17 protein-coding genes are annotated in these 20184 nt (G+C 74.0%); 9 read left to right on the forward strand and 8 right to left on the reverse strand.

Annotated features, from left to right (window positions below; genetic code table 11):
• Positions 1-16: 16 nt before the first annotated feature.
• Complete coding sequence (locus tag ACGIF2_RS04530; protein ID WP_396043937.1) at positions 17-517, reverse strand: YbjN domain-containing protein; 501 nt, start codon at positions 515-517, stop codon at positions 17-19.
• Positions 518-696: 179 nt separating this feature from the next.
• Between ACGIF2_RS04530 and ACGIF2_RS04535 the strand changes: the two genes are divergently transcribed.
• Positions 697-1296, forward strand: coding sequence for a YbjN domain-containing protein (locus ACGIF2_RS04535; protein ID WP_396043939.1), 600 nt, complete (start codon positions 697-699; stop codon positions 1294-1296).
• A complete protein-coding gene (locus tag ACGIF2_RS04540; RefSeq protein WP_396043941.1) occupies positions 1293-1841 on the forward strand; it encodes a YbjN domain-containing protein in 549 nt (182 codons plus the stop codon). Before ACGIF2_RS04535 ends, ACGIF2_RS04540 begins: the two co-directional genes overlap by 4 nt.
• Before the next feature lie 55 nt (positions 1842-1896).
• Here ACGIF2_RS04540 and miaB read toward each other — a convergent pair whose 3' ends face one another.
• Positions 1897-3486, reverse strand: coding sequence for a tRNA (N6-isopentenyl adenosine(37)-C2)-methylthiotransferase MiaB (gene miaB / locus ACGIF2_RS04545; protein WP_396043943.1), 1590 nt, complete (start codon positions 3484-3486; stop codon positions 1897-1899).
• 136 nt (positions 3487-3622) lie between these two features.
• Here miaB and ACGIF2_RS04550 point away from each other — a divergent pair, with 136 nt between their 5' ends.
• The 5 genes from ACGIF2_RS04550 (at position 3623) to ACGIF2_RS04570 (ending at position 7525) form a co-directional block, all read left to right on the forward strand.
• Positions 3623-4432 (forward strand): amino acid ABC transporter ATP-binding protein, encoded by an 810-nt coding sequence (locus tag ACGIF2_RS04550; RefSeq protein ID WP_396043945.1) that lies wholly within the window; start codon positions 3623-3625, stop codon positions 4430-4432.
• A 66-nt stretch (positions 4433-4498) separates the two neighbouring features.
• A complete protein-coding gene (locus ACGIF2_RS04555; RefSeq protein WP_396043947.1) occupies positions 4499-5350 on the forward strand; it encodes a glutamate ABC transporter substrate-binding protein in 852 nt (283 codons plus the stop codon).
• Between the two features lie 89 nt (positions 5351-5439).
• Positions 5440-6129, forward strand: coding sequence for an amino acid ABC transporter permease (locus ACGIF2_RS04560; RefSeq protein ID WP_396043949.1), 690 nt, complete (start codon positions 5440-5442; stop codon positions 6127-6129).
• The gene (locus tag ACGIF2_RS04565; protein WP_396043951.1) at positions 6126-7004 is read left to right on the forward strand and encodes an amino acid ABC transporter permease; all 879 of its coding nucleotides are present in this window, start codon (positions 6126-6128) and stop codon (positions 7002-7004) included. The genes ACGIF2_RS04560 and ACGIF2_RS04565 overlap by 4 nt, the downstream gene beginning before the upstream one ends.
• Positions 7005-7141: 137 nt before the next feature.
• The gene (locus ACGIF2_RS04570) at positions 7142-7525 is read left to right on the forward strand and encodes a DUF2255 family protein (protein ID WP_396043953.1); all 384 of its coding nucleotides are present in this window, start codon (positions 7142-7144) and stop codon (positions 7523-7525) included.
• Positions 7526-7576: 51 nt separating this feature from the next.
• On the opposite strand, the gene rny is transcribed toward ACGIF2_RS04570, so the two are convergent.
• The 6 genes from rny to ACGIF2_RS04600 all read right to left on the reverse strand — a co-directional run bounded on the left by rny (position 7577) and on the right by ACGIF2_RS04600 (position 14211).
• Positions 7577-9049, reverse strand: coding sequence for a ribonuclease Y (rny, locus tag ACGIF2_RS04575; protein ID WP_396043955.1), 1473 nt, complete (start codon positions 9047-9049; stop codon positions 7577-7579).
• Between the two features lie 158 nt (positions 9050-9207).
• On the reverse strand, positions 9208-9717 hold the full coding sequence (locus tag ACGIF2_RS04580; RefSeq protein ID WP_396043957.1) for a regulatory protein RecX: 510 nt from the start codon (positions 9715-9717) through the stop codon (positions 9208-9210).
• A 77-nt stretch (positions 9718-9794) separates the two neighbouring features.
• Complete coding sequence (gene recA, locus ACGIF2_RS04585; protein ID WP_396043959.1) at positions 9795-10835, reverse strand: recombinase RecA; 1041 nt, start codon at positions 10833-10835, stop codon at positions 9795-9797.
• Positions 10836-11087: 252 nt separating this feature from the next.
• Complete coding sequence (locus ACGIF2_RS04590; protein WP_396043961.1) at positions 11088-11903, reverse strand: MBL fold metallo-hydrolase; 816 nt, start codon at positions 11901-11903, stop codon at positions 11088-11090.
• Positions 11900-13981 (reverse strand): alkaline phosphatase family protein, encoded by a 2082-nt coding sequence (locus ACGIF2_RS04595; protein ID WP_396043963.1) that lies wholly within the window; start codon positions 13979-13981, stop codon positions 11900-11902. The genes ACGIF2_RS04590 and ACGIF2_RS04595 overlap by 4 nt, the downstream gene beginning before the upstream one ends.
• Positions 13978-14211, reverse strand: coding sequence for a DUF3046 domain-containing protein (locus tag ACGIF2_RS04600; protein ID WP_396043965.1), 234 nt, complete (start codon positions 14209-14211; stop codon positions 13978-13980). Before ACGIF2_RS04600 ends, ACGIF2_RS04595 begins: the two co-directional genes overlap by 4 nt.
• Positions 14212-14330: 119 nt before the next feature.
• Here ACGIF2_RS04600 and ACGIF2_RS04605 point away from each other — a divergent pair, with 119 nt between their 5' ends.
• Entirely contained in the window at positions 14331-19361 is a 5031-nt protein-coding gene (locus ACGIF2_RS04605) for an ATP-dependent helicase (protein WP_396043967.1), read from the forward strand.
• 9 nt (positions 19362-19370) lie between these two features.
• Positions 19371-20180, forward strand: a complete 810-nt coding sequence (locus ACGIF2_RS04610) for a DNA-formamidopyrimidine glycosylase family protein (RefSeq protein ID WP_396043969.1) — start codon at positions 19371-19373, stop codon at positions 20178-20180.
• Positions 20181-20184 lie beyond the last annotated feature (4 nt).

Consider the following 20184-nt stretch of genomic DNA (forward strand, 5'->3'; position numbering starts at 1 on the left):
GGCGGTGAGGACCGGATCAGGCGCCGGCTGCCGGACCTCCGGCCGCCGCGGCGCCGCGCGACGCCGCCACGGCGTCCGGGTACAGCTCGTCGAGGTGCGCGAAGAACTGCAGCGCGGTGCTGATGCCGCACGCCAGGTGCAGCTGGAGCTGGCCGTCGCTGACCCCGTGCTCGTAGTCCACCGTGTGCTCGGAGTAGACGCCCACCTCCGAGCCTTCGGCGCGCACATAGACCTTGGGCCACAGCTTGTCGAGGTTCCAGGTGTTGGCCTCGGCCGTCAGCGCGTCGATCTCGCTCGGCCCGACCTCACGCGCCCAGCGGCCTCGCACCTGCAGGTACTCCGAGTCGCGGCCCAGCAGGAAGAAGTAGAAGACGTGCTCGCCCCACCGGCCGCAGATGTCTCCGTCGTCGTCGAGCAGGTAGGTGAAGCCCTGGGCCTCGAGCACCTCGACGATGCGCTGGTGGGTCAACCTCTCGAGCCCGGTCGCCGGAGCGGCCGCGTCCGGTCTGCTGAACATGCCCATGGGATCGGTCCTCGTGTCTCGTGCGTGCGACGGCTGGGTGCGACGGCGGGTGCGCCAGCGCCCGAGGGTAGCCCAGCCGTCCTGGAGGTGGGTCCCACCGTGGGACGACCCCGCGGGTGCGCCCGGTCGACCGGTGTGGCCGAGCCCGTCCGAGGCACGAGTAGGGTTTCGGCATGGGTTTCTTCCGGGACCGTCGACTGAGCCGCTGGCTCGGGCTCCCGCCGGAGAGCAGGCGGCACAGCCCCGAGGGCGTCGGCTCGGGCGCGGGTGAGGACGACGAGCTGCACGAGCAGGTCACCGAGCTCCTCGAACGCGAGCTCGGGGCGCAGCTCGTCGACGACGTGCCGACCCCCGTGACGACCGCCCGCATCGCCGAGTGGTTCACGCGCAACAGCTTCAGCTACTTCGTGGACAGCGACGGCGACCTCGGCGGGCTGTGGCGCGGGCGCCTGTTCTACTTCTTCCTGTTCGGCGACGAGTCCGAGATCCTCCAGATCCGTGGGCAGTGGCACCGGGAGGTCGCCATCGAGCGCCTCGAGGAGGTGCTCGACGCGTGCAACGAGTGGAACGCCGACCGCATCTGGCCCAAGGCCTACGTGCGTGTCCGCGACAACGGCATGGTGCACGTCATCGCCGAGGTCGCGACCGACCTCGAGCACGGCGTGACCGACGACCAGCTCAACCAGCTGCTGTTCTGCGGGCTGAGCACGGGCAGCATGTTCTTCGACGCGATCGACGAGCTGTACCCCGACCCGGCCCGGAGCGCCCCGTGAGCCCCCGGCCGATCGGCGACTGGCTCTCGCGCGTGCTGGGGGTGCGCAAGCCGGGTGTGCGCAAGCCCACGAAGCGCATCGCCGCGCACCGCGACGACGAGAGCCCCACGCCGCTCACCCGTGAGCGCGTCGCCGACTACCTGCGCTCGCGCGGCTACCGGTTCCTCGTGGACGACGACGGCGACCTGACGGGCACCTGGGACGGCAACCGGTTCTGGTTCCTGCTGCTCGGCGAGCACGAGGAGATCCTGCAGGTGCGCGGCCGCTGGCAGCGTCAGCTCCCGCTCGAGCGTCGCCGGGCCGTGGCCCTCGCGGTGAACGACTGGAACCGCGAGCGCATCTGGCCCAAGGTCTACGTGCGTGAGGAGGACGGGCTGCTCGCGCTCTACAGCGAGGTCTCGGCCGACCTCGAGGAGGGCGCGACCGACGTGCAGATCGCCCAGCTCCTCGCGTGCGGGCTCGGCACGGGAGTGCAGATGTTCTCGTCGATCGAGGGTGTCATCCCGACCGACGCTCCCCCGCCGCCCGGGACGCCCGACAACTGAGCCGTCGGCCCGTCGTCGGGCTCAGGCGGTGGGGTGTGTCAGGCCGTGGGGCGTGTCAGGCCGTGGGGCGTGCGAACGACGGCAGCCCGAGCGTCACCGGACCGGCCGGCGCGGGAGCCCCCGTGCCGCAGCCGCCCCCGCCCGCACCGCCGTGCGCGTGCTCGTCGGTGCCGCCGTCCTGCCGCGCGGCCCACGCGTCGCCGGCGCGGGTGCGACGCACCTCGAAGACCGGTGCCGAGGCCAGGGCCGAGTCGGCGACGAGGTGGTACGGCGCGGCCTGCGTGACCTGCGCGACGACCATGTCCCCGGGGCGGGGCGCGGCCGCCGCGTCGAGGCCGACGGGCAGCGCGACGTGCACCAGACGGTTGTCCGCGGCCCGTCCGGAGATGCGGTGGGTCGCCTCGTCCTTGCGCCCGCCGCTCTCGGCGACGAGCACCTCGACCCGGCGTCCCACCTGGGCCCGGCTCTCCTCGAGCGCGATGCGGTCCGAGAGCGCCGTGAGCCGCTCGAAGCGCTCCTGCACGACCTCCTTGGGCAGCTGGTCGGGCAGGTCGGCCGCGGGCGTGCCCGGGCGCGGGGAGTACTGGAACGTGAACGCCGACGAGAACCGGGACGCCTCGACCACGCGGAGCGTCTCCGCGAAGTCCTCCTCGGTCTCGCCCGGGAAGCCCACGATGATGTCGGTGGTGATCGCCGCGTCGGGCATCGCGGCCCGTACGCGGTCGAGGATGCCGAGGAACTTCTCCGAGCGGTACGAGCGGCGCATCGCCCGCAGCACCCGGTCCGACCCGGACTGGAGCGGCATGTGCAGCTGCGGCATCACCGTCGGGGTCTCGGCCATCGCGGCGATGACGTCGTCGGTGAAGGCCGCAGGGTGCGGAGACGTGAAGCGCACCCGCTCGAGGCCCTCGATCGCGCCGGTCGCGCGCAGCAGCTTCGCGAACGCTCCGCGGTCGCCGAACTCGACGCCGTAGGAGTTGACGTTCTGCCCGAGCAGCGTGACCTCGATCGCCCCCTGGTCCACGAGCGCGCCGACCTCGGCGAGGATCTCCCCCGGCCGGCGGTCGCGCTCCTTGCCGCGCAGGTGCGGCACGATGCAGAAGGTGCACGTGTTGTTGCAGCCCACACTGATCGACACCCAGCCCGCGTACACCGACTCGCGCCGGGTGGGCAGCGTCGAGGGGAACACCTGGAGCGACTCGGCGATCTCGACCTCGGCGCGCTGGTTGTGGCGCGCGCGCTCGAGCAGCACGGGCAACGCGTCGAGGTTGTGGGTGCCGAAGACCACGTCGACCCACGGGGCCCGGTCCACGATGCCCGCGCGGTCCTTCTGCGCCAGGCAGCCGCCCACGGCGATCTGCATGCCGGGCCGGGCGCGCTTGGCCCCCGCGAGGCGCCCCAGGTTGCCGTAGAGCTTGTCCGAGGCGTTCTCCCGCACGGCGCACGTGTTGATGACGATGACGTCGGCCGCCTCGTCCGCGGCGTCCTGCGGGTCGGCGGCCACGTATCCGGCCGCCTCGAGCATGCCCGCCATGTGCTCGGAGTCGTGCACGTTCATCTGGCAGCCGAGCGTCTTGACGAGGTAGGTGCGGCGGGGCGCGGTGTCGTCGGTCGTGGCGGGGCGGGGAGGCGTGGTCGTGGACATCACCGTCAAGGGTAAGGCCGGCCCCGGGGCCGAGCCGCGCGACCTGGGGCGTCGTCCCCGGCCGGACGTCCGGAACGTTGCCGGGACGTGACCTGTACCGGTAGCACTCGCAACAATTGCCCCCTAGGTTCAACAAATGGCAGACCTTCCCCCAGTCGAGGCCTTACCGGACGATTCGGCACCGCCCGTCGACGCGTCGCACCCCCTCGGCGACCCGCTGGTCGTGCTCACCGACGTCAACAAGCACTTCGGCGCGCTCCACGTGCTCCGCGACATCGACCTCACGGTCAGCCGCGGCGAGGTCGTCGTCGTGATCGGCCCGTCGGGCAGCGGGAAGTCCACGCTGTGCCGCACCATCAACCGGCTCGAGACCATCGACTCGGGCACCATCACGATCGACGGGGTCCCGCTGCCCGAGGAGGGGCGTGAGCTCGCCCGGCTGCGCGCCGACGTGGGCATGGTCTTCCAGTCGTTCAACCTGTTCGCCCACAAGACCGTCCTCGAGAACGTCACGCTCGGCCCGATCAAGGCCAAGGGCGTCAAGGCTTCACCGGCCCGGCAGCTCGCCATGACCCTGCTCGAGCGGGTGGGCGTCGCCGACCAGGCCGACAAGCTCCCCGCCCAGCTCTCTGGCGGCCAGCAGCAGCGCGTCGCGATCGCGCGGGCGCTCGCCATGAACCCCAAGGTCATGCTCTTCGACGAGCCGACCTCGGCGCTCGACCCCGAGATGATCAACGAGGTCCTCGACGTCATGGTCGCCCTCGCACGCGAGGGCATGACGATGATCGTCGTCACCCACGAGATGGGCTTCGCGCGCAAGGCCGCGCACCGCGTCGTCTTCATGGACGGCGGGCAGGTCGTCGAGCAGGCGACCCCCGAGGAGTTCTTCACCGCTCCCCGCAGCGACCGGGCCCGCGACTTCCTGTCGAAGATCCTCACGCACTGATCCCGGGCCCTGCCCGCACGCGACCCTCACGATCCACGTGGTGCCACGCAACGAGAGGAACGAAAGATGCGCAGACGAAACCTGGGGGTCGCGGCCATATCCGCGGCCGCGCTGCTGCTCGCGGCGTGCAGCGGATCCGACGACTCGGGAGACGACGCCTCGTCGAGCGAGAGCGAGAGCGGTGGCGGGAGCGTCCGGATCGGCATCAAGTTCGACCAGCCCGGTCTCGGGTTCAAGGACGGCGACGAGTACACCGGCTTCGACGTCGACATGGCGCGCGCCGTAGCCGACCAGCTCGGGTACAGCGAGGACCAGATCACCTGGGTCGAGGCGCCGTCCGCCCAGCGCGAGAACCTGCTCTCGACCGGGCAGGTCGACATGATCTTCGCGACGTACTCCATCACCGACAAGCGCAAGGAGACCGTCGCGTTCGCGGGGCCGTACTTCGTCGCCGGGCAGGACCTGCTCGTCGCGGCCGACGACGACTCGATCACCGGGCCCGAGGACCTCGAGGGCAAGAACCTGTGCTCGGTCACCGGCTCGACGTCGGCGCAGCGCATCAAGGACGACTACGCGACCGGCGTGAACCTGCTCGAGCAGCCCGGCTACGCCGAGTGCGTCACAGCCCTCACCTCGGGTGCCGTCGACGCCGTGACCACCGACGACATCATCCTCGCGGGCCTCGCCGCCCAGCCGAGCAACGAAGGCAAGGTCAAGGTCGTCGGCAACCCGTTCTCCGAGGAGAACTACGGGGTCGGCCTGCCGCAGGACAACTCGACCTGCCAGCAGATCAACGACGCCATCACCCAGCTGGTCGAGGACGGGACCTGGCAGGAGCTCCTCGACAAGAACGTCGGCGCCTCCGGGTACGAGGCCAACGACACGCTGAACCCGCCCGAGGTGCAGGCCTGCGCCTGAGCTGACCCGCCCGTGTCCGGTGCGGGGGCGCGCGGGGACCTCCTCGCACCCCCGCACCGGCACCATCCGGCACCGAGGAGGCGAGTGACGTGGACGGCGACTACCTGGACCAGTTCGTCACGCTGTTCTCGACCTACGACGTCCCCGCGGCGTTCTGGGTCAACATCAAGCTGACGTTCTTCGCCGCGATCCTCGCGCTCGTGATCGGCACCGTCCTCGCCGTGATGCGGATCTCTCCCCTGCCGAGCCTGCGCTGGGCCGGCACCGCCTACGTGAACGTGTTCCGCAACACGCCCCTGACGATCATCATCGTGTTCTGCGTGCTCGGGCTCTGGAGCCAGCTGGGCGTCACCCTCTCGGCCGACTTCAACGAGAACTTCTTCCGGCTGGCCGTGCTCGGCCTGTCGATCTACCACGCGGCGTTCGTGTGCGAGGCGTTGCGCTCGGGGGTCAACACCGTGCCCATCGGGCAGGCCGAGGCCGCGCGCGCGATCGGGCTCGGGTTCCTGCCGACCGCGCGGCTGATCATCCTGCCGCAGGCGTTCCGGGGCGCCATCGCTCCGCTCGGCAACACCCTCATCGCCCTCGCGAAGAACTCGACCGTGGCGGCGGCGGGGTCCGTCGCGGAGGCCTCGGGGCTCATGAAGACCATGATCGAGTTCCGGCCCGACGTGATCTTCGCGATCTTCCTGACGTTCGCCCTCGGGTTCGTCATCATCGTCATCCCGATCGGCCTGGCCACCACCTCGTTCTCGCGGCGGCTGGCGGTGACCCGATGAGCACCCAGAGCGTCCTGTTCGACGCCCCCGGCCCGCGCACCCGCCGCCGCATGATGTGGCTCAACATCGTGTTCGGGCTCGTCGTGGCCGGGCTCGCCGCGCTCGTCCTGGCGCAGCTCGGCAAGAAGGGCCAGCTCGCGGCCGACCTCTGGACGCCGTTCCTCCAGGCGGGTTCCTGGGAGAACTTCCTCATCCCTGGCCTCATCAACACCCTGCGCGCCGCAGGCCTGGCCATCATCGGCTCCGCGGTGTTCGGACTCGTCTTCGGCCTCGGGCGGCTCGCGCGGTCACGTGTCATCCGCAGCGTGTCCGGCGTCGTGGTCGAGTTCTTCCGCGCCGTTCCCGTGCTGCTCATGATGATCTTCATCTGGCTCGGCCTGGCCCAGGTCGACCTGATGGAACCCAGCGAGTACCCGCTCGTCGCCGTCGTGGCCGCCCTGATCCTCTACAACGGCTCGGTCTTCGCCGAGCTCGTCCGCTCCGGGGTCTACGGCCTGCCCCGCGGTCAGCGCGAGGCCGCCCTGGCCGTCGGGCTCACCCGCGGCCAGTCGCTGCGCTCCGTCGAGGTCCCGCAGGCCCTCATCGCGATGCTCCCAGCCCTCGTCAGCCAGCTCGTCGTCATCCTCAAGGACACCGCGCTCGGCTACATCATCACCTACCGCGAACTGCTCCAAGAGGCCCGACAGCTCGGCGCCGCCAACGGCAACATCCTCCAGGCCCTCGCCGTCGCCGCCGTCATCTTCATCGTCATCAACTACGCGCTGACCAAGCTCGCACCGTGGCTGGGGCAGCGGCTCGGACGACGCACCAGCGGGCGCACGAAGGTCGAGGCGCCGAGCCTGATCGCGGCGACAACGGGAGCACCCCCGACGTGACGCCGCGTCGCGGCCCTGGCTGACGCGACGTCAGGCGCGCGCTCATCATCGACGCTGCACGTCCCGCGCGGCGGTGCCACCATGGAAGGCGAGCCGTGAGCCCGGACTCCCGCACCACAGCCGATCGGGGCGCAGAGATGACTGCGAGCTGGACCCAGGACGAGCTGACGAAGATCGGCGGCTCCGAGGAGCTGCACGTCGCCTCGGCCCGGCGCGACGGCACGCTGGCCCGGTACGTGACCGTGTGGGTCGTGCGCGTCGGGGACGGCCTGTACGTCCGCTCGGCCTACGGACCGAAGAACCCCTGGTACGTCCGTGCACGGAACAACGGCACCGGCCGGATCCGTGCTGGCGGGATCGAGCAGGACGTCTCCTTCACCGCGGCATCCCCCGGCGTCGAGGATGCGGTCGATGCGGCGTACAAGGCCAAGTACGACCGCTACGGCCCGGCCATCGTCGACACCGTGGTGGGCGAGACCGCGCACCAGGTCACCCTGTGCCTGGCCCCCCGACGCTCCTGACCCCGCGGGGTCGGTGTCGCTGCGGCCCGCGCCCCACGCCTCGGTCAGCGCTCAGCCGGCGGTGGCGCTCGCGCGGATCTCGCGGACGACGGTGACCTTGATCTCGCCCGGGTAGGCGAGGTCGGCCTCGATGTGCTTGGCGATCGCCACGGCGAGCTGCGGGAGCGCGTAGTCGTCGACCTCCGAGGGCTCGACCACCACGCGCACCTCACGGCCCGCGGACATGGCCAGGGCCCGGCGCACGCCGGCGTGGGCGGTGACGAGCTGCTCGAGCTTGTCCATGCGCTCGACGTACTGGTCGAGCTCTTCGCGCCGGGCGCCGGGACGCGAGGCGGAGATCGCGTCGGCCGCTTGGACGAGCACGCCTTCGACGGTCTCGACGGGCACCTCGTCGTGGTGCGCGGCGATCGCGTTGACGACAGCGGGCGACTCGCCGTGCCGGCGCGCGAGGTCGGCGCCGAGCTGGGCGTGCGTGCCCTGCTTCTCGGCGGTCAGCGCCTTGCCGAGGTCGTGCAGGAACGCCGCGCGCCGCGTGGTCTCGACGTCGGCGCCGACCTCGGCGGCGATGGCCGCGGCCACGAGGGCCGTCTCGACCAGGTGCTCGAGCACGTTCTGCCCGTAGGACGTGCGGAGCCGGAGCCGGCCCATGGTGCGCACGAGCTCGGTGTCGAGCCCACCCACGCCGGCCCGCTCGGCGGCGTCGTGCCCGGCGGCGAGCGTGCGCTCGTCGGCGCCCTCGACCGCTTCGGCGTACGCGGCCTCGATGCGCTGCGGGTGGATGCGGCCGTCGGCCATGAGCGCCTCGAGCGCGACCTGGGCGAGCTCGCGGCGCTCGGCGTCGAAGCAGGACAGCACGACGGCGTCGGGGGTGTCGTCGATCAGCACGTTGACGCCCGTGAGCGCCTCGAACGTGCGGATGTTGCGCCCCTCCTTGCCGATGATGCGGCCCTTCATCTCCTCGGAGGGGAGACGCAGCACCGTGATCGAGGACTGGGAGCTCGTGGGCACCGCCGCGCGCTGCACGGCGGTGGCGACGATGCGCTTGGCCTTGGCCTCGGCGGTCCGTCGGGCGTGGGCCTCGGCCCGTCGGACCTGGGCGGCTGCCTCGTTGGTGGCCGTCTCCACGGTGCGGCGCACGAGCTCGGCCCGCGCCTCGTCCGTGGTCAGGCCGGCGGACGCCTCGAGCAGCTCGCGCGCCTGCGCCTCGGCGGCGGCCTGCTCGGTCACCGTGCGCTCGTGCAGGGCGGTGACCTCGGCCGAGCGTGCCTGCAGGTCGCGCTCGAGCTCCTTGAGAGCGCGCCGTTCGGCAGCGATCGCGTCCTCGCGCTCGGCCAACCGGTCGGCGCGGCGCTCGGCGTCAGCGAGCAGGGCGCGCGCCTCGCTCTTGATCTCCGCGACGTCCTTCGTGGCCTGCTCCCGCTGCGCGGCAGCCTCGCGGCGCGCGATCAGCACGAGCACGAGCGCGACGAGGCACACGAGCAGCAGCGCGATGACGATCCCGATCTCGCCGAACGGCACGGGCACCTCCAGGACTGTGTGGCCGGGCTCGGCATCCAGGCTGGGTGTCGACCGGTCAGGGTCATTCTCCCCCACCCGGTGCCGACGCAGGTCAGCCCACCCACGCCTCGATCACTCGCGCCGTGACGGCGCTGCTGCGTGGCCGTGGGATCGGGACGGACCGGTCAGTCGACCGCGGGGAGGTCCTCGTCCTCGAGCTCGGCACCCTCGGCGGCGAGCTCGTCACGGACGAGCTGGCTGACCAGCCCGGGCGAGTACCCCTTGCGGCCCAGCGCGGCGAAGGTCCGGCGCGCCCTCACCTGCGGGTCGAGACCTCGGGTCGCCGCCAGGCGCCGACGCACGAGCGCGCGCGCTGCCTGGGCCTCCTGCGCGTCGTCCACCTCGTCGAGGGCCGACGCGGCGACCTCGTCGTCGATGCCCCGACGCCGGAGCTCGACGCCGATCGCACGCCGTGACAGCCCGCGTTCGGCGTGACGGGTGCGCACGAGCATGCGCGCGTACTCGTCGTCGTCGATGAGCCCCACCTCGGTGAACCGGTCGAGCACCGCCTCGGCGACCTCTGACGGCACGTCCTTGGCCGCCATCGCCTCGGCCAGCTGTGCCCGGCTGCGGGCCGAGTGGTTCAGCAGCCGCAGGGCGACCGCCCGGGCCACCTCCTCGGAGTCGGTCCCCACGCCCCGCGCAGCCGCCACGGAGGCGGAGGGCTCGTCGCCCCCCGCCCCGCGGCGTCCTCGTCCTGCCACTGCCGACCTCAGAAGCCGGGCTTGCCGTCGGCGTCGGCGGGCGCGTCGACGACGGCTCCGATGCCCAGCTTCTCCTTGATCTTCTTCTCGATCTCGTTCGCCAGGTCGGGGTTGTCGCGCAGGAAGGCGCGGGAGTTCTCCTTGCCCTGGCCGAGCTGGTCGCCCTCGTACGTGAACCACGAGCCGGACTTGCGCACGATGCCGTGCTCGACGCCCATGTCGATGAGGCTGCCCTCACGCGAGATGCCCACGCCGTACATGATGTCGAACTCGGCCTGCTTGAACGGGGGCGCCATCTTGTTCTTGACGACCTTGACCCGGGTCCGGTTGCCGACCGCGTCGGTGCCCTCCTTGAGGGTCTCGATGCGACGGATGTCGAGGCGCACCGAGGCGTAGAACTTCAGCGCCTTGCCACCCGTGGTCGTCTCGGGCGAGCCGAAGAACACACCGATCTTCTCGCGGAGCTGGTTGATGAAGATCGCCGTGGTGCCGGAGGCGTTGAGCGCACCGGTGATCTTGCGCAGCGCCTGGGACATGAGGCGGGCCTGGAGACCGACGTGGCTGTCCCCCATCTCGCCCTCGATCTCGGCCTTGGGCACGAGCGCGGCGACCGAGTCGATGACCACGATGTCGATCGCGCCCGAGCGGATCAGCATGTCCATGATCTCGAGCGCCTGCTCGCCGGTGTCCGGCTGGGAGACCAGCAGCGCGTCGGTGTCGACGCCCAGCTTCTTGGCGTACTCGGGGTCGAGCGCGTGCTCGGCGTCGATGAACGCCGCGATGCCGCCGGCGCGCTGCGCGTTCGCGACCGCGTGCAGGGCGACAGTCGTCTTGCCCGAGGACTCAGGGCCGTAGATCTCGACGACGCGTCCGCGCGGGAGCCCGCCGATGCCGAGCGCGATGTCGAGCGCGATCGAGCCGGTGGGGATCACCTCGACCGGGGCACGCCCCTCGTCGCCGAGCCGCATGATCGAGCCCTTGCCGAACTGTCGATCGATCTGGCCGAGTGCGGCCTCGAGGGCCTTCGCCCGGTCCTGGGGAGCTGCCATGTTCGTGTCCTCGTCGTGTCATGCAGCGTCGCGCTGCGCGTCCTGGGGCTGGTCTGTCGACTGCGAGAGACGCTATGCCCGACCACCGACATGCGTCCGAGCACCGTCCACAGGGCCGTGCCGGACTGTGCCCGACTCGCTCCCGAGGACCCGCTCCGGCCTCGCACACCCACCCTAGCCGAACACCTGTTCGATCCGCGAGCGCGCGGCCGGGCGTGTTGCGTCGTGCCGGGACAGCACGCCGGCACGCGCTCACCGGCGCCGCGGCACCCGGACGCGCTGCCCCGGTTCGAGCACGAGCGCCGTGCAGCCGGGAGCCCACCGCTGGACCGCGACGGCGAACGCGGGGCCCGCCCGGTCCATCCAGCCCGGCGGCAGGCGACGGGCGGCGGGTGCGTGCAGCGTGCCCCAGTGCACCGGCACGGCGTACCGCGCCCCGACCTGCGCACACGCCCGGGCCGCCTGCACCGGGTCGAGGTGACCGCCCGACAGCCGTGGCCCCCAGCCCCCGACGGGCACGAGGGCCAGGTCGACCCCGCCCGGCGAGAGCTCTGCCAGGCCGGACAGGGCGGGGAACAGCTCGGTGTCGCCCGCGAACCAGACCGTGGCCGAGCGGCCGGCCACGAGGAACCCGTTCGCGGCGTCGGGCCGGTGCGGCATCGGCCGGTCGCCGTGCACCGCGGGCGTCGACCTCACGCGGACGTCCGACCCCGGCACGCGCCACCAGTCCCCGTCCCGCAGGCCCACCGCCGGTGGCACGCCGTGCCGACGCAGCCACGCCGCGTTGGCGGGCGCCGCGACCACGGGGGCCGGGTCGGTCAGGCGCAGCGACCCGAGCTCCGCGTGGTCGTGGTGCAGGTGCGAGACGAGCACGGCGTCGGGCGCCGCCCACGAGCCCGCGGCCGGTGCGGCACCACGGCGCCGCAGCAGGCCAGCATGCCGGCGCAGCAGCGGGTCGGTCAGGACCCTGACCCCGTCGAGGTCGAGGACCGTGCTCGCGTGGCCGAGCCAGGTGACCTCGAGCGCGTCGGACGCGTCGGGCGTCTCGCGAGCACGCGGCGACGTCACGGCCGCAGCCCCAGCTGCTCGGCCCACCGCACGAGCTGCACGTGCACCTGCTCGGCCCCGACGAGCATCGCGGTGCCGCCCACGTCCTCGAGCAGGAGCGGGTCGGTCGCGAGCTCGTCGGGGTGCACCAGCAGGGCGACGTTCTGCCCGCCGCCGAGCCCCCCGTGCGAGCCGACCTGCCCCTCGAAGGCGTGCACGTGACCGCGCGCGTCGACCGCGGAGACGAGCAGCAGGTCGCCCGTGTGCGGCAGTCGTGCGGCCCGGGCCAGGTCGGCGCGCGCCCGCGGGCCCATCGCCGCGAGCGGGTCCTCCCCCTCGACCAGGGCGTCGCGCTCGAGCAGGGCGAGGCCACGCGGGCCGACGGCCACGAGCCCGCGCTCGGCGGTGTCGACCACGACCGCCCCGACGCCGGGCCGCGCGGCGAGCCCCGCGACGAGCCCGGGCCACCGCTCCTGGACGTCCTCGAGCACGGGTCGTTCGGCCAGGCGCGGGAACCACACCAGCCCGAGGTTGCCCGACGCCGCGACGGCGACCTCGGGCACCCCGCCCGGCGCGTCGTCCGCGGCGTGGCGGCGCCCCGGTGCGTGCGCGTCGGCGTCGGGCCCCAGCACGACGGTGGGCCGCGCGCCCGTGCCGCCGAACATCGAGGTCAGGAGCGCGTTGACGGGACCCCAGGTCTCGCCCGAGGGCGCATCGACGCCCATCACCCCGGCGTCGGACATGAGCGCGCGCACCAGGTCGAGCAGGCTCCGGCCCTCGACCTGCTCGAACGGTGCCCCCAGGGCCTGCCCGTGGTCGGAGAGCACGACCACGCGGTAGTCACGGCCCGCGACGGGCAGCACCTGCTCGAGCACCCCGAGCACCCGGTCGAGCCCTTCGAGCGCGCGCAGCGACTCGGGGCGCGTGGGCCCGGCGTGGTGGGCGATCTCGTCGTAGTCGACCAGGTCCACGAAGACCGTCGGGGCGCCGCGCACCAGGTGCTCGGCGACGAGCGCGGTGTTGAGGTCGCGCAGCAGCACGTTCGACACGCCGCGCAGCACCACGTACCAGCCGCCGCGCGAGACCCGGGGCTCGACTCCCCGCACCCGCTGCCGACGCGCCTGGTACAGCTCCTTGACCATCTCGCCGACGCTGAGCGTGAGCGCGCGCGGGAGCACGAACGGGCTCGCGAAGAACCGCAGGTAGGACGCGCCCGGCCCGAGCCCGGAGCGCGAGCCGTCGGGTCCCGGCCTGCGCGAGCGGCTCATCACGAGCAGGTTCGTGGCCGCGTCGCCCGAGAACATGGTCGAGATCGCGACGCCGTCGGGGGTCAGCAGGCCCTTGCCCGTCGTGAGCCGCTCCTCGACGATCCCGGCGTCGACCGGATGGTTCGTCACGACCATGCGGCCCAGGCCGCGGTCCCACCAGCGGAACGCCGGGACCTGCTCGGAGTCGCCGTGCAGCAGGCCGGCCTGGCTCGCGGGGGTCGTGGAGGGCACGCGGGCCCACCAGCGCTGCAGCCGGTGCCCGTCGCCGAGCCAGCGCGCGAGGGTCGGGGCGAGCCCGCCCTCGAGCGCCTGCTCGAGCACGTCCGCACCGACGCCGTCGAGCTGGACCACGAGCAGCCCGGGCTCGCGATCCCCCGCGGCCGGTGCCACGCCGGCGCGCCGGGCGCGTGCCCGGGCCCGGCGCAGCACGTCGCCGATCACGTACTCGCTGTCGCTGACACCCAGCAGCCAACGTCCCGCGGCCATGACGACAGCGGCGAGGACGAGCACGGGCACGACCGACCAGCCGGACGCGAGGACGATCCCGGGCACGGTGCTCAGCGCGAGCCAGGCCACCAGCACCTGGGCGGCGAGACCCGCGACCAGCGCCCCTGCGGCCCCGGCGACCCGCGCCATGAGCCGCAGCCCGGGGCGCAGCACCAGGTCGCCGACCGCCACGACCAGCGCGACGAGCACCACCGCGAGCGGGTTGTCCGCGCTCACGCCGTCGACCAGCGAGATGGCGACACCGAGCCCGAGGGCCGTGGTCACGAGGCCCAGCGCGGCGTCGCCCGCGTCCGCGAGCGTGGGCCACCACCGGGTGACGGTCATCGACGCGGCGGTGCCTGGCGGTGCGTGCCGTTCCCCCATCGGAGCGGCTCGGGCACGTCGAGCGCGTCGCACAGCGCGTGCCACACGGTGCGCGGCTCGACGCCGTCGTCGAGCGCGGCGATCGCCGTGCGGTTGTCGAGCTCGATCAGGACGAGGTCACGCGTGAGCGCCCGGCCGTGGGCCGAGCCCAGCACCTCGTCGACCAGCTGCCAGAACTCGCGGAATCGCACGGGTCCAGCCTGCCATCCCCGCGGGCGTCCTCGCGCCGCGGGGCGTCGCGCGGGCACCGCCACGCCGGCACCGGGGCGGTGCGCGCGTCGGTGTCGGCGGTCGGGACGACAATGGCCCGGTGGATGACCCGTCCGATGTGCTCGCCCGATTCTCCTCGCCCACGCGCGAGTGGTTCACGGGTGCCTTCGCGGGTCCCACGCAGGCCCAGCAGGGCGCATGGTCGGCGGTCGCGTCGGGCGAGCACTCGCTCGTCGTGGCCCCGACCGGATCGGGCAAGACGCTCGCGGCGTTCCTGTGGGCCCTCGACGGCCTGCTGACCTCGGCCCCGGCCACCGTCCCGCCCGTCGAGCGCTGCCGCGTGCTGTACGTCTCCCCGCTCAAGGCCCTCGCGACCGACGTCGAACGCAACCTCCGCTCGCCCCTCGTGGGGATCCGGCAGGCCGCGACGCGGCTGGGGCTCGAGCTGCCCGACGTGAGCGTCGGGGTGCGCACGGGCGACACGCCACCCTCCGAGCGGCGCGCGTTCGCGACCAAGCCGCCCGACATCCTCATCACGACGCCCGAGTCGCTGTTCCTCGTGCTCACCTCGGCCGCGCGGGCCGGGCTCGCGGGGGTGCGCACCGTCATCCTCGACGAGATCCACGCCGTGGCGGGCACGAAGCGCGGTGCGCACCTCGCGGTCTCGCTCGAACGGCTCGACGCGCTGCTCGACCGGCCGGGCGGACCGGGGCCCGCGCAGCGGATCGGGCTGTCGGCGACCGTGCGCCCCGTCGACGCGGTCGCGGCGTTCCTCGGCGGTGCGCGCCCGCACGCGGAGGGCGGGCGGCGCGTCGTCGTGGTCCAGCCCCCCTCGACCAAGCGCATCATCGTGGACGTCGTCGTGCCCGTGCCCGATCTCTCGGACGTGGGGTCAGCGGCCCGGCCCGCGCTCGCCGAGGACGGCTCCCCGCTCCCGCCGCTTCCCCCGGGCGAGGTCGACCTGACCGGTTCCGCGGCCGGCTCCGCCCCCCGCCCCTCGATCTGGCCGCACGTCGAGGAGCGTGTCGTCGACCTCGTCGCCGACCACCGCTCGACCCTCGTCTTCACGAACTCCCGGCGCGGGGCCGAGCGCCTCACGGCCCGCATGAACGAGGTCTGGGCCGCCCGCAACGGCCTCGACGTGCCCGATCCGGGGGCCCTCCAGCCCGCGGCGGCACCGTCGGCGTCGGGGACCGCGGTCGGGGTTGACACGCGCGACGCGACCACGATCCTGGCCCGCGCGCACCACGGGTCGATGAGCAGGGCCGAGCGGACCCGCACCGAGACCGAGCTCAAGGCCGGTCGGCTGCCCGCGGTCGTCGCGACGAGCTCGCTCGAGCTGGGCATCGACATGGGCGCCGTCGACCTCGTGGTGCAGGTCGGCGCCCCGCCGTCGGTCGCGAACGGGCTGCAGCGCGTGGGTCGCGCCGGTCACCAGGTCGGGGCTGTGTCCCACGGCATCGTCTTCCCGACGTTCCGCGGCGAGCTCGTGCCCGCGGCGGTCACCGCGTCCCGGATGCGCACGGGTGAGCTCGAGGCGCTGTCGGTGCCGTCCAACCCCCTCGACGTCCTCGCGCAGCAGGTCGTCGCGATGGTCGCTGTCGACGACTGGACGGTCGAGGACCTGGCCGCGGTCGTGCGCCGCTCGGCACCCTTCGCCGGGCTGGGCCAGGCCACGCTGCACGCTGTGCTCGACATGCTCGCGGGCCGCTACCCGAGCGAGGAGTTCGCCGAGCTGCGCCCACGGATCGTGTGGGACCGGGCCGGTGACGTGCTCACGGCCCGCCCGGGCGCGCTGCGGCTCGCGGTCACGAGCGGTGGGACGATCCCCGACCGTGGCCTGTACGGGGTGTTCCTCGCCAGCGGCGCGACCACGAGCGACGTCCCGGTCGACGCCGAACGCTCCGGTGGCCGGGTGCGCGGGGGCCGGCGCGTGGGCGAGCTCGACGAGGAGATGGTCTACGAGTCGCGCGTCGGCGACACGTTCACGCTCGGGTCGAGCACGTGGCGCATCGAGGAGATCACGCCCGACCGGGTGCTCGTCACCCCCGCGCCGGGCGTCCCCGGTCGGCTGCCCTTCTGGAAGGGCGACTCCCCCGGGCGTCCCGCCGAGCTCGGCCGCGCGATGGGCGGATGGGTCCGCGAGCTGCTCACCCTGCCCGACGAGCTGGCGCGCGCGCACGTCGAGCGGGCCGGGCTCGACGCGTGGGCGACCGACAACCTGCTCGCCTACGTCCACGAGCAGCGCACGGCGACCGGCGAGGTGCCCACCGACACGACGCTCGTGGTCGAACGGTTCCGCGACGAGCTGGGCGACTGGCGCGTCGTGGTGCACTCGCCCTACGGCGCCAAGGTGCACGCGCCGTGGGCCCTGGTGGTCGGGGCGCGGCTGCGTGAGCGTTTCGGGGTCGACGTCGCGGCGCTGCACTCGGACGACGGCATCGTGCTGCGGCTGCCCGACATGCTCTCGTCCGACGCCCCCGCGTCGGACGGTCTGGGCGCCCGCTGGGCGGACGACCCCGCGGGGCCCGCGATCGAGCTGGCCGACCTGCTCGTCGACCCCGACGAGGTCGCGACGGCGGTCCGCGCCGAGCTCGGCGGGTCGGCCATGTTCGGCGCCCGCTTCCGCGAGGCTGCCGCCCGTGCGCTCCTGCTGCCGCGCCGGCGCCCCGACCGCCGCCAGCCGCTGTGGCAGCAGCGCCAGCGTGCCGCCCAGCTGCTCAGCGTCGCGGCGCAGTACCCCGACTTCCCGATCCTGCTCGAGGCCGTGCGGGAGTGCCTGCAGGACGACTTCGACGTCGAGGCGCTCACCGACCTGATGCGCGACGTCGCGGCGCGGCGCGTCCGGGTCGTCGAGGTCACCACGCCCACGCCGTCGCCGTACGCCCAGTCGCTGCTCTTCGGCTACACGGCCCAGTTCCTGTACGACGGCGACGCCCCGCTCGCCGAGCGCCGGGCCGCGGCCCTGACCCTCGACCCCACGCTGCTCGCCGAGCTGCTGGGCGGCGGGGGCGAGTCCCAGCTGGCCGACCTGCTCGACCCAGCCGCCGTCGAGCGCACCGAGGCCGAGCTCGCCGGTCTCGCGCCCGATCGTCAGGCCCGTTCGCTCGAGGACGTCGCCGACGTGGTGCGCCGGCACGGTCCGCTGCCCACGGCCGACGTCGTGGCGCGCACGCGCGAGGACGTGCGCCCCGAGGTCGAGGCCTGGCTGCACGAGCTCGAGCGGTCACGACGGCTCCTGACGGTGCGGCTCGGTGGCGTCCCCGCCGAGCGGGCCGAGCAGTGGGCGGCGGTCGAGGACGCGGGGCGCCTGCGCGACGCGCTCGGGGTCGCGCTGCCCGTCGGCGTGCCGGAGGTGTTCACCGAGGTGCGCCCCGACCCCCTGGGCGACCTCGTGCGCCGTCACGCCCGCACGCACGGCCCGTTCGCCGCCACGCAGGTGGCGCAGCGCTTCGGGCTCGGCGTGGCCGTGGTCACGGAGGTGCTGCGCCGCCTCGAGCACGCGGGCGTGCTGGTGCAGGGCAGGCTGCGGCCCGACGTGCTGGGCGGCACGGGCGACGAGTACTGCGACGCGGACGTCCTGCGTACGCTGCGACGACGCTCCCTGGCGGCGCTGCGCTCCGAGGTCGAGCCGGTCGACCCGCAGACGCTCGGCGTCTTCCTTCCCCGCTGGCAGGGCATCGAGCCTGGTCCGGTGGGTGCGGGCACGGCGCGGACCGGCGGCCTGCGCGGGATCGACGGCCTGGCCCGCGTCGTCGAGCAGCTCGCGGGGTTCGCCGTCCCCGCGTCGGCCCTCGAGACGCACGTGCTGCCCGCGCGGGTCGGCGACTACTCCCCCGCCATGCTCGACGAGCTCACCGCTGCCGGTGAGGTCCTGTGGGCCGGGCACGGCGAGCTGGGCACGAACGACGGGCTCGTGAGCCTGCACCCCGCAGCCGTCGCGGACCTGACCCTCGCCGAGCCGACCCCGATCGAGCCCGACGGACCGTTCGACTCCGCGGTGCACGGCGCTGTGCTCGCGGCGCTCGCGGGGGGCGGGGCGTACTTCCTCGGGGGTCTGCTGGTCCGGGTGGCCGAGCTCGTCGAGGCCGCGGGCGAGCGGCCCGATCCGCCCACGCACACCGAGGTCGTGGCCGCACTCTGGGACCTCGTCTGGGCCGGGCACGTGACGAACGACCGCTTCGCCCCGCTGCGGGCCCGCCTGGGGGCCAGCTCGGCCGTGCACCGGACGCGCCAGTCGCCGGCCCGGGCCCGCACGCTCGGCCGCAGCCCCCGGCTCGGTCTGCGCGGCGGCCTGCCCGGGTCGGTCGCGGGCACCGGGCTCGCGGGGCCGGGGGCCGACACCGGCGGCCGGTGGTCGCTGCTGCCCGCCCGGGAGCCCGACCCGACGCTGCGTGCGCACGCGCTCGCCGCACAGCTCCTGGACCGGCACGGGGTGCTGACCCGCGCCGTCGCCCCCGCCGAGGGGGTCACGGCCCGGTTCGGCGCCGTCTACCGGGTGCTTGCGGCCCTCGAGCAGGCCGGTCAGGTCCGTCGCGGGTACTTCGTCGAGCACCTGGGTGGTTCGCAGTTCGCGCTGCCCGGCGCGGTCGACCGCCTGCGGGTCGACGCGCGTGCGGTCGAGCGGGCCGGTGAGCGGGCCGCTGAGCGCGACGCAGAACGCACCGCCGACGGTGACCCCCGGGGCCACGGCCCGCGGCACCCCGACGGCGACGCGCCGTTCGTGGTCGTGCTCGCCGCGACCGACCCCGCCAACCCCTACGGCGCCGCGCTCGCCTGGCCGCCCCCGCCCACCGACGCGCAGGACACCGCCACCACGGGTGGCCGGCACCGGCCGGGACGCAAGGCCGGCGCTGTCGTCGTGCTGGTGGACGGGGCCCTCGTGCTGTACGTCGAACGCGGCGGCCGGACCGTGCTGACCTTCACCCGCGACCCGGAGCAGCTGCGCCTGGCGGCCGTCCGGCTCGCCGAGGCCGTACGGGGCGGGCGGCTGGGCCGGCTGACGCTGGGGCGCGTCGACGGCGCGGAGGTGCTGACCGGGGCCACGCTCGAGAGCCCGGCCGGCCGGGCTCTCGTGGACGCGGGCTTCGCCCCGACCCCGCGGGGCCTGCGGCTGCGGGGGCAGGCGTGAGCGTGGTGCATGCCCGAGGGTGATGTCCTGCGGCGGACCGCCGCACGGCTCGACCAGGCCCTCGCGGGGCGGGTGCTCACACGCGCCGAGCTGCGCTGGCCGTCGGTCGCCGGCGTCGACCTGGTGGGCCGGACCGTGCTGGTCACGGCGCCCTACGGCAAGCATCTGCTCACGCGGCTCGACGACGGCCGCACCCTGCACACCCACCTGCGGATGGACGGACGCTGGTCGGTCGAGCGCACCGGCTCGGTGCAGGCCGCGGGTCGGCGCAGCGACGTGCGGGTTCTGCTGGGCAACGCCGTGTGGACGGCCGTCGGGCACGAGCTGGGGATGGTCGACGTCGTCGCGACGCGGGACGAGGGCACGCTCGTGGGGCACCTGGGTCCCGACGTGCTGGCCGACGACTTCCCCACCGCGGGGCTGCCCGAGGCGCTGCGGAGGTGGGGCCTGACCGGTGCGACCCCCGCGTGCGAGGTGCTGCTCGACCAGCGGGTCGCGGCCGGCATCGGCACGATCTACCTGGCCGAGAGCCTGTTCGCGCTCGGGACGTGGCCCTGGACCCCGGCCGACCAGGTGGACGCGGGCCGGCTCCTGGGCGTGGCCCGCACCCTCATGCAGCGCTCGGTGGCCGCGGAGCTGCCCGGCAGCACCGGCGACCGAGAGCGCACGACCCGGCGGGTTCACGGGCGCGCTCGCCAGCCCTGCCTGCGGTGCGGCACACCGATCCGGGTGGGCGAGGCCCGCCGACCTCCGACGACCCGGCCGGTCTTCTACTGCCCTCGCTGCCAGGCCCCGGGCACGACGATCCCCGGCCCGTGAGACG

It is taken from the genome of Cellulomonas sp. P22, from assembly GCF_044392165.1.

Coding starts and splice junctions, on each gene's coding strand:
- ACGIF2_RS04530 (WP_396043937.1), bottom strand. CDS start 517: ATGTTCAGCAGACCGGACGCGGCCGCTCCGGCGACCGGGCTCGAGAGG.
- ACGIF2_RS04535 (WP_396043939.1), top strand. CDS start 697: ATGGGTTTCTTCCGGGACCGTCGACTGAGCCGCTGGCTCGGGCTCCCG.
- ACGIF2_RS04565 (WP_396043951.1), top strand. CDS start 6,126: ATGAGCACCCAGAGCGTCCTGTTCGACGCCCCCGGCCCGCGCACCCGC.
- miaB (WP_396043943.1), bottom strand. CDS start 3,486: ATGTCCACGACCACGCCTCCCCGCCCCGCCACGACCGACGACACCGCG.
- ACGIF2_RS04570 (WP_396043953.1), top strand. CDS start 7,142: ATGACTGCGAGCTGGACCCAGGACGAGCTGACGAAGATCGGCGGCTCC.
- ACGIF2_RS04595 (WP_396043963.1), bottom strand. CDS start 13,981: ATGACCGTCACCCGGTGGTGGCCCACGCTCGCGGACGCGGGCGACGCC.
- ACGIF2_RS04610 (WP_396043969.1), top strand. CDS start 19,371: ATGCCCGAGGGTGATGTCCTGCGGCGGACCGCCGCACGGCTCGACCAG.
- recA (WP_396043959.1), bottom strand. CDS start 10,835: ATGGCAGCTCCCCAGGACCGGGCGAAGGCCCTCGAGGCCGCACTCGGC.
- ACGIF2_RS04550 (WP_396043945.1), top strand. CDS start 3,623: ATGGCAGACCTTCCCCCAGTCGAGGCCTTACCGGACGATTCGGCACCG.
- ACGIF2_RS04555 (WP_396043947.1), top strand. CDS start 4,499: ATGCGCAGACGAAACCTGGGGGTCGCGGCCATATCCGCGGCCGCGCTG.